The organism is Chitinivorax sp. B, from assembly GCF_005503445.1.
Taxonomy (GTDB): Bacteria; Pseudomonadota; Gammaproteobacteria; order Burkholderiales; family SCOH01; genus Chitinivorax.
Map to the genome: position 1 here is coordinate 97,299 of NZ_SCOH01000010.1, position 12,903 is coordinate 110,201.

Here is a 12,903-nt window from a genome sequence, read left to right on the forward strand (position 1 = left end):
TGCAAGACAACATCGCACACCACACAAACCCACTCAATAAGCATCGTGATGATGAGCCTTCAGTAAGATTTCCAGCGGTTGCTGGCCAAACAGCCAGAACATCAGCGGCGTCAGTAAGGTATCCAACAAGGTGGAACTCACGAGCCCACCAAAAATTACCACCGCCACCGGGTGCAGAATTTCCTTGCCGGGCGCATCCGCGGCGAACAGCAGTGGAACCAACGCAAATGCCGCCACCAACGCAGTCATTAGCACAGGGGTCAAACGCTCCAGCGAACCACGCACAATCATCGGTATGCCGAAGGTTTCGTGTTCGAACTTGCATAGGTTGATGTAGTGGCTGATCTTGAGAATACCGTTGCGCGTGGCAATACCAGTGAGGGTGATGAAACCCACCATGGAGGCCACCGACAGCGAGATATCAGCCAGCCACATACCGATGATGCTGCCGACCAGCGCCATAGGAATGTTGCCCATCACCATGAAGGCCAGTCTGGCTGACTGGTAACGGCTGTATAACACCATGAAGATCAATGCCAGCGAGATCATCGATAGAATGGCAATCAGCCGAGTGGCCTGCTCTTGTGCCTGAAACTGCCCTTCCAGGCTGATGAAATAGCCTTCCGGCAATTTGGACTCCGCCACCACCTGGCGAATCTGCGCAATGATGGCACTCATGTCAGCTCCGTCACTGTTGGCCGCCAGCACAATCCGTCGTCGGCTATTTTCGCGACCGATCTGGTTCGGACCATCACCTTCTTCAATCGTGGCAACCTGCGACAGCGGAATGCGCCCATGCGGGGTATCAATCAACACACTGGCCAACCCCTGTGTGCCACGTGCCGTATCCGGCAGACGGACCACCAGGTTGAAGCGCTTGTTGCCATCAATGATCTGCGCCACGGTATCGCCTTCAGTCAACGTCTCGAGTGTACTGAGCAAGGCCCCGGGCAGAATGCCGTATTGCGCAGCCCGGGCATAATCCAACCGCACCTTGATTTGTGGAATCAGCACCTGCTTTTCGATCTGTAGATCGGTCAGTCCTGGCACCGTGCTCAATCGATCACGCAAGGCTGCTGCCTGACCACGCAGGGTATCAAGATCATCACCGAACAACTTGATGGCAATCTGCGCCCGCACACCGGATAGCAGATGATCCAGGCGGTGTGAGATGGGCTGACCCAGCAACGCAGTTGCTGGTAACGGAGCCAGCTGTTGTCGAATATCGGCCATGATCTGCTCGCGGGACCGACCCGAGCGCTTCAAATCCACATCCAGCTCACTGGAATGTACACCTTCGGCGTGCTCATCCAGCTCGGCGCGGCCAGTACGACGCCCCACGCTATGTACCTCTGGCACTTGTTTGATCAACGTCTCGGCCAAGGCTCCGATACGGTTCGATTCATCCAGCGAGGTGCCTGGATTCAGTAACAAGCTGATGGTCAGCGTACCTTCGTTGAACGGTGGCAAAAAAGCTCTGGGAAAAAACGGTATCGTTGCCACTGCCAACAACAGCAGCACCAAACTTCCTGCCAAAATAGACCTCGCATGTGGGAAGGCCGCCTCCAGCAAGCGCCGATCCCATCGTTTGAGCCAACCAACCAATCGCGAATCACCATGATCGATTTGCTTCATGTGTGGCAACAGGTAATAGCACATCACCGGTGTCACAGTCAGCGCCACCAGCATGCTGGCCAGTATCGATGTGATATAGGCCACGCCAAGCGGTACAAACAACCGGCCTTCAATACCCGGCAAAGCGAACAGCGGTACGAACACCATCACCACCACCAAGGTCGCCACCACCACCCCAGACCGGACCTCGTTGGAAGCCGCTGCAATCACCTTGACGATGGCCACTTCACCAACAGGCTTCTGCTGCTTTAATCGTCGCAGTACATTCTCAACATCCACCAGCGCATCATCCACCAATTCGCCTATTGCAATCGCCAGTCCTCCTAACGTCATCACATTAATGGACAAGCCCATCCCCTTGAATACCAGTGCGGTGATGGCCAGTGACAATGGAATCGCCGTCAGCGAGATCAGTGTGGTCCGCACATTCATCAGAAACAGGAACAAAATGAGTGCCACCATCACAGCACCATCGCGCAAGGCCTCTGCGACGTTGTCGATCGAGGCCTCAATGAAATCAGCCTGCCGAAACGAGATGCTTGGCTTGCTGATGCCAACAGGTAGTGATCGAGTCAACTCAACCAACGCTTGGTCAATATCACGGGTTAACTGGGTGGTGTCAGCCCCAGGTTGCTTCTGCACGCTGACGATTACCGCTGGCCTGCCATCAAAGCCGGCATCTCCCCGCTTGAAAGCCGCCGCGAATTTCACCTCGGCCACCTGCTTGAGCAGAATCGGCTGGCCATTGTTGACTGCCACGGCAATGTTCTGCAGGTCTTCAAGCCGAGTTGTACGCCCGAGATTGCGAATCAGGTATTCGCGTGCATTCTGCTCCAGAAAACCACCGCTGGTATTGCTGGAAAATGCCTTGAGAGCGGATTCCAGCTGGTCGAAACTGATACTCAACTGTGCCATCATGGTCGGGTTTGGCTCGACCCTAAACTGCCGGACTTCCCCACCAATTGGGATTACTTGTGCCACCCCAGGGATAGACAACAGACGTGGCCGTAGTACAAAGTCCGCATATTCACGTACTTGCATTGGGCTGGCCTTGATCGGGTCGGCCGGTAGCGCAATCAGCATGATCTCGCCCATCACTGACGAGATCGGCCCCATGTTCGGCGTGATGCCAGCGGGTAATTGCTCGCGGACCTCTGCCAAACGTTCAGCCACCAATTGGCGGTTGCGGTAGATGTCGCTACCCCAGTCAAACTCGGCATACACAATGGATAGACCAACGCCTGATACTGACCGCACCCGTGTCACCCCTGGCATGCCATTCAGTGCGGTTTCCAGTGGAAAGGTCACCAGCTGTTCAACTTCCTCAGGCGCCATGCCACCGGATTCTGCCATCACCGTCACAGTGGGCTTGTTGAGATCCGGAAACACATCGATGGGCGTATTCCATGCGGTCAGCCCGCCATAACACATCATGATCAACGCCACCGCCAGCACCATCAGGCGGTTGCGCAAACTGCTCTGGACAATCCAATTGAACATGGTCGCGCCCTCAACGAATCTGGTTCAATAAGGGGGCACCATTCACCACCACCCGTGCTTTGTCGGGTATACCCGTTGCAACCACAGTCGCGCCATCGAGTGGACGTACCGTGACGACCACTGGTTTGAAGCGCTCCGCAGTCTCATGCAGCCACACAGTCGGCTCGTTGTTGGGATTGCGGACTACGGCAGCCATTGGCACCGAGGTACCATTGAGCTGGCGCGAGGTTTGTGTGATGACCTTTACCGGTTGGCCAATAGCCAGCGGCGTCTCTGGCTTGTCCACGGCAAACAGTAAGGGGAGCGCCCCATCACGTAGGCTACGTGCACCACCTAGATAGCGTAACGGTGTTGGCATTCCGGCCAACGTAGCGGTTCGAATCTCCGTCACAATTGCAGCATCATAGGCAAGTGCTTCGATCATCAAGTGCTTGGGGTCGATAATTTCGAACAGGATATCCTTGGCATCAATTACCTGCCCAGCCAACACCTCGGCTTTAGCGATTGTGCCGCCAACCGGTGCCAACAAGGCTTCTCCACCACTCACACCAGACTGGATCACGCGAATGCGCTGGCGCAGACTAATGACCTCAGCTTGGGTTGCATCCAGCTCCTTGCGTGGTACAGTGCCCACCAGCAATTGCTGCCGCTCAAGTCGCTTCTCTGCCAGGCCCAGTGCAGCATGCAGTTCAGCCAATTGCGCCTGCTGCCCTGCTCGTTCCACGCTCCCAATGGTGGGTTTGACATAGGCCAATAGTTCCCCCTTACGGACAGTCTGCCCCAACATGGGTAACCCCTTGGGCCCCGCCTCAATGCGCCCTGCCAGGCTTGATTGCACACGACCACCAGTATTCGGGTCCATAATGACGTGGCCATTCATCTCGACCGATACAGGAACCGCACGCACAATCGCCACAGTCGTACGAATCATCAAACGACGTTGGGCCAGTTTGGGCAAAAATACAGTTCCATCTGAGAGGCGCTGTGGCCGGTCTCCAACAATAGGCCCATTCGTCGCCGATGCACCTTCTTTTCCATGACTGTGGCCTTCATGCGCCAATACAGGGCGGGCCATGAACACACCCACCGCTAACAGAATCGTCCAAAATTTATTCATGGCGCTTACCCTTTCACCGGCTTTTGGCGACGACGCATCGTGACCACGCCGCCCAGCAAGACCAACAATCCCAATCCAATCCAGCCAGCCGCCCAACCCGGTTGACGATGTCCCCGCCCTGTAACAGACGGAGGCGGCGAGGCTACGATCAAGGTCGTTTCCAACAGATCGCTATCGGCACCCGCAGTGATGGTGAAGACCAACGGGTACTTGCCTGCCTTGGCGAATGCAGGTGCTTTGATGGAAAAGGTGCCGTCGGGCATGGTCGAGGCAATTGCTTGCCAAGTGCCGCTTTCCACTTCAATGCGCGCCTTGTCGACAGGCTGGTTATCAGCGAAGCGATCCAGGAACAGGACCAACTGATCGCCTTCCAACACCACCACAAGTTCAAATTGATCAGATTGCGCTTCCGCTCGGGGCTTACTGACCGCCGGCAGCGACGCGGCCGGTGCAGCCCCATGATCGTGACCTTCATGCGCCAAGGTGGGGGCCATTGTTAACAACGTGCTAAGCAATATCACCAGATAGCGTGTCATGGCAGGACTCCTGCGGCCTGGTTATAACGGGACACAGCTCGGCTACGTTCGATGCTGGCCCGGGCCAGGGCCAACGCAGCATCAGAGTAACCCGATCGGGCACGAACCAAGCCAGGTAAGTCGAGTTCGCCCAACTTGAATGCTTTTTCCTGCCATTGCAGGGTATCGTTTGTGAGCTTTGCACGCTGTTCGGCCAGCGTGAACAAGGCATAAGCCTGCCGCAGCGCTACCTGCACAATTGCCAGCTCGCTTTCCAGCTGATGCTTGATCAGTGCTTGCCTGGCCTGGGCTTCGATCAGCTCTGCATTGGCGGCGGTAATACGTGGCTGATTACGGCTGTCCCCTCCAAACGAGATACGAATCCGCAGTGCGACTTTGCTGTCGTAACGGGCGCCAAATTGATCGCGCTCGGCCGCGTAGGCCAACGCCAATTCCGGATTGTCTCGTTGTGAACCGCGTACCTGCGCCAACTTGGCCTGAGCCGTAGCCACGACAGCCTGTGCCGCAATCAAGGCGGGATGTGAATCAATATGAAAGCTGGCTGGCGTTGCAAGTTGCTCAGCCATCTCTGGTAATCCCTCCACACCACTGATTACCTGACAACGCAATTTGGCCTGCTGCCATGCCACCTCCGCCTGCAAAACCAATGCCTGGGCAACATGCACCTGCGACTGTGCCTGTTGTAGATCGACCTTTGACAGATCCCCTACCTGCTCACGTCGTGCCACGTCCTGCGCCAATTGCTGTGCCTCGCTGAGCTTTTGTTTGGCCAACTGCCATTCGCTGCGCACCAACTGTGCATCCCAGCAAGCCTCGCGTAATTCACCAGCCAGTTTCAAGCGGGCGGCTTGTTGCAGCAGGGTATACCCAGCCCGTTCACGATCCACGACCATTGCCATGCGATGACGATCACCCGGCATCCAAAGGGGTGCCGACAGCTCAGCCTCCCACTCACGGTAGCCATGATTTCGGTCGATTTGGTCCGTTTTGTGCATGATCGACATGGATGGAGGGCTCGGTATCCACGCGTCGACCGCTTGCCGTCGCGCTGCATATTCCGCTTGGCGGGTTTGCATCGCCTGCCCTTCTGGTTGACGGGTCCAAGCTGCTTCCAGAATTTGATGTAGTGTCACCGCGTTGACAGGTGTCGCGAGCAATACTGCCCACAATCCTATCCAGCCGCGGCATTGAGAAAATCGATTCATGAGAACCTCATTCATCCTGATCACAATGTGGGTTGCTCGACCACGATAGTCATGGCATAACCTTGCGCCACCCTAGACAATGGTCGATAGCAATACCCGGCAGATGACGACCCATGGCAGAGTACGTCATATGATTTACCGGATCAGCAAGCTGCCCGGGTCATGCCTGAATCAGGCGAGCGGAGGGCGGAATGGGGGTAGCGGAATATGTTGCGGGCGCTCAGTTACCAGATTTGGCGTCAATTGCGTTTGCAACGGCAGCGTGGGTAATTTGAGTGCAGGAGTATTCAGGACAGCCTGGTTACAGAGATCGCATTTTTCACAGGCAATCTTGCAGGATTCAGAGGGATGGGTATGTTCATGCGTGGTCGCATTCCCGTTTTCATCGACGTGAGTGTGGTTCTCAACGGACACCACCCTCGCTTCAGCCGGTTTGCCGTTGATGCAAAGCGGCATCAACGCTGCCATGACGGTATTCACTGGTAGGCAGACGGCAATCCAACAAAAAAGAATCCACTTGAGCCAACGCATAATCAGCAGAATGTAGCACAGGTTATCGGTCTTGACGCAACCATCCTGATGGCAGTCCACCACCTACTTGATTACGTCTGGATAACAAACAGTATTGCCGCTGCCTAAAAATAAGGCAATTGTGAAAAATTCAGGCGGATGAATACATTGCCGTGCCCGCCCACGGACTTGTCCACAGCCATTGTGGATGATCCACGGTGGTTAAGCTTATTGCTCAACCCAAATCCGTTCATGCGGACAATACATCTGAATAGTATGTAATGCCCCCGTCAGGATGCCTGACATCCACCACTTGCTGCTGGCAGGAAAAACGCGAGATATCGACACCCTCGTCGACATTGAAGGGGCGGCTGTCATTACAACGTTTCCCATCCAGACGGATGCTCGGGTTAACAATGCCAATTCGATTGCTTCATGAACGCCATCGGGCATAAGCCAGATACATCATGATTTGACACCCTATTCTGTGGGCAGGCAACAAGCTGTATCCGCAACAGCAGGCCCGTGCACTGCAATGACTGCACCACAGCCGCGCCTATTTTTTGATCAGTTTTGTTTTTTCCTGACTGCTCAGTTGGTTAACTCACCCACTCACGGCATTATCCACAGCATTTGTGGATGGCCATATGCATCGCACCACTAGTCAATCCGGGCATTGGCTGTACTGGCCAGCTCATAGACAGTTTTGCCGCGTAAGCGGAACAAGTCGGATGCATGGTAGAAATTCTCAGAATGCCCGACAAACAACAAACCATCTTGCCGCATCAACGGAACAAACTTCTTCAGAATGGAAACCTGGGTAGGCTTATCAAAATAAATCATGACATTACGGCAGAAAATGGCATCGAACGGCCCGCGAATCGGCCAAGTTGGGTCAATCAGATTCAGCCGGCGAAAGGTGATCAGATTTTTCAGCTCCTGTTTGGCAGTCAGATTGCCGTCGGCACCTTTTGCAAAAAAGCGGTTGATCCGAGCGGGGGACAGCTTGTCGACTCGGTCTGCGGGATAGACCCCTTTGGCACCAAAATCCAGCACATTGGTATCCAGATCCGTCGCGATCAGCTTGGCTGGCGGGGTTAACGAATCGAATGCTTCGCACATCGTCATCGCAATCGAATACGGTTCTTCACCCGTCGAAGCCGCCGCACACCAAATGGAGACTGGTCCACCACCAGTCCGCTTTTTCAGATGATCCAGCAAAATTGGAAAATGGTGCTCCTCACGAAAGAAAGAGGTGAGATTGGTCGTCAACGAGTTGACAAATGCTTCCCACTCGCGCTGATCACCTTTTTGAAGATAAGCCAGGTAATCCTTGAACGAGTTGAGGTTCAAGGCACGCAGTCGGCGCGCCAGCCGACCATAAACCATATCCTGCTTGCCGTCGTGCAAGGCGATGCCGGCATAGTCATAGATCATTTTGCGTACGCGTTCGAAATCGTCACGTGTAAAGTGAAACTCACGGCTAGCGTCGTTCATGGGTCTCTCAGAAACACTGGCTGATGATGCGTTATAGCACGATCAGACTACCTCGAAGCGATAAATCCCGTCATCCGTTCGGATGCGATTCAACTGCTGACGATGCATCAAATGGTTGAGATGCGCCACGGCTTCACCCAATGCAAAAAACAGCTCGTAACCATCCAATACACGCTGAAACAGAATCGGCAAACAATCGACGGCATGCCGTGGCTGATTGCAAAAAGCCAATAACGCGGCCAAACGGTCTGCATGATGCATCTGTAATGCTGATACCCGTGCATGAACACCCTGAAAAGGTTTGCCGTGAGAGGGCAGCACCAGTGTATCGGCCGGCAACGGCAAAAATCGCTGCAACGACGCCAGAAACATGGCAACCGGATCGCCATCCGGCTCACCAGCCCACACTGCGACATTGGTGCTGATCGTGGGTAGTAGCATGTCCCCGGCGATCAACACCTGTAGTGCGGGGCAATATAACGCCACATGCTCGGGCGAATGCCCATAACCCGGGATAACATGCCAATCCTGCTCATCAATCCGGATCACATCGCCTGGCAAAATCCGCCTGAACTGGGCCGGTAAGGCAGGCACACCCACCTGGTAACGCGTACCACGTGCGGCCAACATCTCCAGCAGTGACCCCGCCACACCATGCGAACGATAGAAATCCACCAGTTCCGCATGGGAATACCCTGCCAAGTCCCGCCATACCAGATGGGCCGACAGGAACTCACCTTCGCTCATCCAGACTGGTGCCTGCCAGCGTTCGGCCAGCCAGGCTGCATTGCCAATATGGTCGGGGTGATTATGCGTGACCAGGATACGGTTGACTGGCATACCTGCCAGATGCTGATCGAATATCTGCTGCCAATGCGCCTGCGTAGCTGCATTACCAAAGCCTGTATCGACAATTGTCCAACCATCACCATCCCGCAATAACCACAAATTGATGTGATTCAATGCCAGTGGTAGCGGCATTCGCAACCAGAAAACCCCAGATGCAACCTCGGTCAGCGTTCCTGGTTCAGGCAGCATCAACGGTGGATAAAAAGGGGGCGGTATTTCAGCTGGGGTCGGCAGATCAGGAGAAGACATACGGTGCTCAACTTCGGCATCGGACAACAATGTCTGCATTGTGCGCCCACAAACAGGCCATTGCCATTGACACAAGCGTACAGGATCACTGACGTCTTCATGCCCCGTCAGGTTAAAATCTCTCCCCGATCTGCTATAGTCCGACCATTCAAAACAGGGGGCCTTTATGGAACATGCTGTCAACGACGCCACCTATACCATCACCGATCTTGCCCGTGAATTCGATGTCACCACTCGGACCATTCGCTTTTATGAAGATGAAGGACTACTGGCACCGGAACGGGTAGGCCGCAACCGACTTTACTACCAACGGGATCGCACGCGGCTGATGCTGATTTTGCGTGGCAAGCGTCTGGGTTTTTCCTTGAACGAGATCCGCGAGTTGTTCGATTTGTACGACATGGCCAAGGATGAAAAGCCGCAGCTACGGTTGCTGCTGGATCGCATTGCCAAGAAACGCGCGCAATTGGAACAACAAAAGACGGATATCGAGATTGTGCTGGCGGAGATGGGTGCGCTGGCTGATCGGTGTAAGCAGATCCTGGGCGAGTGATACCATTTTGCCGTCAGCGTATTGACGTTAACGTAAACTGGAATTAGAGTTGCGACTACCAATCAAACGCTCATTTGGTAGCAGTGGGTCATATCATTGGCAGCATGCCGATCAGTGCATCCACATTGACGATTCAGCCTGCTGGATCACCTGATCGCAAATAATCACATCACCATGCATACCGGCACCACATGCCGCTCAGGTGGTCTAAGATAAAAAGATTGCGCTGTCACCTGAGCGAGCAACCTATCGAATGCCAGACGGAGACACCTCATGATTACCTATCCCAGCCTGAATTTCGCCTTGGGCGACACCATCGACATGCTGCGTGAAGCAGTTCGCAGCTTTGTAGCAGCCGAGCTGACTCCCCATGCTGCCGACATCGACCGAGATAATGTCTTCCCAGCCCAGATGTGGCGTAAATTTGGGGAACTGGGTGTGTTGGGGCTGACAGTCGAAGAGGAATATGGTGGCACCAATCTGGGTTATCTCGCGCACATTGTTGCCATGGAAGAAATCTCCCGCGGCTCCGCATCGGTTGGCCTTTCTTACGGTGCGCATTCCAATTTGTGTGTGAACCAGATCCGCAAGAACGGCAACGAGGCGCAAAAGCGCAAGTACCTGCCGAAGCTGATCTCCGGTGAATATGTGGGCGCATTGGCGATGAGCGAGCCCAATGCCGGCTCTGATGTCGTTTCAATGAAGTTACGCGCCGATAAGCAAGGTGATCGCTACATCCTCAATGGCTCCAAAATGTGGATCACCAATGGTGGCGATGCCGACGTACTGGTCGTTTATGCCAAGACAGATACCGCTGCGGGTGCAAAAGGCATGACTGCCTTCCTGATCGAAAAAGGCATGAAGGGTTTCAGCGCAGGTAGCAAGCTGGATAAGCTCGGCATGCGTGGCTCCAATACCTATCCGCTGTTTTTTGATGATGTAGAAGTACCGGAAGAAAATGTGCTGGGTCAGGTCGGTAAAGGTGTGAACGTGTTGATGAGCGGCCTGGACTATGAACGTGCAGTACTCTCCGGCGGGCCATTGGGCATCATGCAAGCCTGCATGGATGCGGTTGTGCCTTATATCCACGACCGCAAGCAATTTGGCCAGGCCATTGGCGAGTTTGAACTGATACAGGGCAAGATTGCCGACATGTACACCACCCTGTCTGCCTGCCGTGCCTATGTGTATGCCGTAGGTGCCGCGCTGGATCGTGGCGAAACCACCCGCAAGGATGCCGCTGGTGCCATTCTGTATGCCGCTGAGAAAGCCACCTGGATGGCTGGTGAAGCCATTCAGACATTGGGTGGCAATGGCTACATCAACGAATACCCGGTAGCCCGCCTGTGGCGCGATGCCAAGCTGTATGAAATCGGCGCGGGTACCAGCGAAATCCGCCGCATGCTGATCGGGCGCGAGCTATTCAACGAAACACGCTGAGCCACTTGGCTGTCTGTCAGCCACAGCTGACACGTACTCACAGGGAGAGAAGTTATACCACTCTCCCCAATTACTTAACCAGACAAGTCGATCTGCCATGTTTGCCACATCACAGCAACACACATTTTGGCAACACGCCTGCACCAAGCTGGGCATATCGGCCGATACCCCTTGCCAGGTCTGGCACTTTGGCAGCACCACAGAGATGGCACACCATTTGGTGGAACTGGTCATTACCGGTCACAAACGCGCCACCTGCTGCACTGTTGCTGGATGCGAGCATCAAGCAACCCAAGCGCCGATCGAAGGCACTTACAGCTTGGTGACGGAACGGGATGGCACCCCACGCTGTGTCATTGTAACGACGGAAGTAAGGCAACGTCGTTTCTGCGATGTCGATTTCACGTTTGCACAGCAAGAAGGCGAAGGGGATGAGACGCTGGATGAGTGGCGTGATGGCCATCGCCGCTATTTTATGCAGGAAGCCGCCGAGTTCGGCTATACCTTCAGCGAAGACAGTTTGTTGTATTGCGAACAGTTCAAGATGGTGTACACGGGCTGATCATGCCGCCACACACCTGAATGCCCTAACCATGCACTAGATTAAGGAGTCTTAACCATGTCCGACGCCATTGTGATTGTCTCTGCAGCCCGCACGCCCATTGGCGGCTTTCAGGGCGACTTTACAGCACTGACCGCATCCGAATTGGGCAGCGTGGCAATCAAAGCTGCCGTCGAACGCGCCACCTTGTCCGCCAGTGATATTGACGAAGTCATCATGGGCTGCGTATTGCCAGCCGGGCAAGGCCAGGCCCCTGCACGTCAAGCCAGTATCAAGGCGGGTCTGCCGTTGTCCACCAACTGTACTACCATCAACAAGATGTGTGGTTCAGGCATGAAGGCACTGATGTTTGCCCACGACATGCTCAAGGCCGGCAACAACACCGTGATGGTCGCCGGCGGCATGGAAAGCATGACCAATGCCCCTTACCTGCTTCAGAAGGCGCGTGGTGGCTTTCGGTTGGGCCATGGTGAAATCAAGGACCACATGTTCCTGGATGGCCTGGAAGATGCCTACGACAAAGGCCGCCTGATGGGTACTTTTGCTGAAGAATGTGCAGAAAAATATGGTTTCACCCGCGCAGCACAGGATGAGTTTGCTATCACTTCCCTGCAACGGGCAATGGATGCCAGCACCCATCACAAATTCGATGATGAAATCGTCTCGGTGCCGGTACCCATGGGCCGTGACACCAAGCTGATCCACCTGGACGAGCAACCGTTCAAAGCCAAACTGGATAAGATTCCGCAACTGAAACCTGCGTTCAAGAAAGATGGCACGGTCACCGCGGCCAATTCCAGCTCCATTTCTGACGGCGCCTCAGCACTGGTGTTGATGCGGGAAAGCGATGCCCTGACACGTGGCCTGAAACCGCTGGCACGCATTGTGGGCCACGCCAGCCACGCACACGAGCCGAACTGGTTTACCACCGCACCGGTCGGAGCCATTCAAAAGTTGTTTGCGAATACCGGCTGGGCCGTTTCCGATGTGGATTTGTTTGAAATCAACGAAGCCTTTGCCGTTGTCACCATGGCTGCCATGAAAGAGTTGCACTTGCCGCACGACAAGGTCAATGTTCATGGTGGCGCGTGTGCATTGGGCCATCCGATTGGCGCATCCGGGGCCCGCATTGTTACCACCCTGCTCTATGCGTTGAAGCATTACGGCCAGAAACGCGGCGTTGCCAGCCTGTGTATCGGCGGCGGCGAAGCCACAGCAATGGCCGTGGAGTTGATTTGAGGTCTTGAGGT

Annotated in this window: 11 protein-coding genes; 4 read left to right on the forward strand and 7 right to left on the reverse strand. The window is 54.7% G+C overall.

Features of this window, described 5'->3' with window-relative positions; translation table 11 throughout:
• Nucleotides 1-33: 33 nt before the first annotated feature.
• From FFS57_RS08470 to FFS57_RS08500, 7 genes are all read right to left on the reverse strand, one after another.
• Entirely contained in the window at nucleotides 34-3,135 is a 3,102-nt protein-coding gene (locus FFS57_RS08470; RefSeq protein WP_137937345.1) for an efflux RND transporter permease subunit, read from the reverse strand.
• A gap of 10 nt (nucleotides 3,136-3,145) precedes the next feature.
• Nucleotides 3,146-4,252, reverse strand: a complete 1,107-nt coding sequence (locus tag FFS57_RS08475; protein ID WP_137937346.1) for an efflux RND transporter periplasmic adaptor subunit — start codon at nucleotides 4,250-4,252, stop codon at nucleotides 3,146-3,148.
• Between the two features lie 5 nt (nucleotides 4,253-4,257).
• Complete coding sequence (locus FFS57_RS08480) at nucleotides 4,258-4,788, reverse strand: hypothetical protein (protein WP_137937347.1); 531 nt, start codon at nucleotides 4,786-4,788, stop codon at nucleotides 4,258-4,260.
• Nucleotides 4,785-5,993, reverse strand: coding sequence for a TolC family protein (locus FFS57_RS08485; RefSeq protein ID WP_171013758.1), 1,209 nt, complete (start codon nucleotides 5,991-5,993; stop codon nucleotides 4,785-4,787). The genes FFS57_RS08480 and FFS57_RS08485 overlap by 4 nt, the downstream gene beginning before the upstream one ends.
• A 171-nt stretch (nucleotides 5,994-6,164) precedes the next feature.
• Entirely contained in the window at nucleotides 6,165-6,461 is a 297-nt protein-coding gene (locus tag FFS57_RS08490; protein ID WP_137937349.1) for a hypothetical protein, read from the reverse strand.
• A gap of 702 nt (nucleotides 6,462-7,163) precedes the next feature.
• Nucleotides 7,164-8,000, reverse strand: a complete 837-nt coding sequence (locus tag FFS57_RS08495) for a CheR family methyltransferase (RefSeq protein WP_137937350.1) — start codon at nucleotides 7,998-8,000, stop codon at nucleotides 7,164-7,166.
• A gap of 42 nt (nucleotides 8,001-8,042) precedes the next feature.
• Complete coding sequence (locus tag FFS57_RS08500) at nucleotides 8,043-9,137, reverse strand: MBL fold metallo-hydrolase (protein ID WP_249383945.1); 1,095 nt, start codon at nucleotides 9,135-9,137, stop codon at nucleotides 8,043-8,045.
• Nucleotides 9,138-9,264: 127 nt separating this feature from the next.
• Between FFS57_RS08500 and FFS57_RS08505 the strand changes: the two genes are divergently transcribed.
• From FFS57_RS08505 to FFS57_RS08520, 4 genes are all read left to right on the forward strand, one after another.
• Nucleotides 9,265-9,651, forward strand: coding sequence for a MerR family transcriptional regulator (locus FFS57_RS08505; RefSeq protein WP_137937352.1), 387 nt, complete (start codon nucleotides 9,265-9,267; stop codon nucleotides 9,649-9,651).
• Nucleotides 9,652-9,924: 273 nt separating this feature from the next.
• Complete coding sequence (locus tag FFS57_RS08510) at nucleotides 9,925-11,091, forward strand: isovaleryl-CoA dehydrogenase (protein WP_171013760.1); 1,167 nt, start codon at nucleotides 9,925-9,927, stop codon at nucleotides 11,089-11,091.
• A gap of 97 nt (nucleotides 11,092-11,188) precedes the next feature.
• Complete coding sequence (locus FFS57_RS08515) at nucleotides 11,189-11,653, forward strand: ASCH domain-containing protein (RefSeq protein ID WP_137937353.1); 465 nt, start codon at nucleotides 11,189-11,191, stop codon at nucleotides 11,651-11,653.
• Nucleotides 11,654-11,710: 57 nt separating this feature from the next.
• Nucleotides 11,711-12,892 carry an acetyl-CoA C-acyltransferase gene (locus FFS57_RS08520; RefSeq protein ID WP_137937354.1) on the forward strand — a complete coding sequence of 394 codons (1,182 nt, stop codon included), beginning with the start codon at nucleotides 11,711-11,713 and terminating at the stop codon, nucleotides 12,890-12,892.
• Nucleotides 12,893-12,903 lie beyond the last annotated feature (11 nt).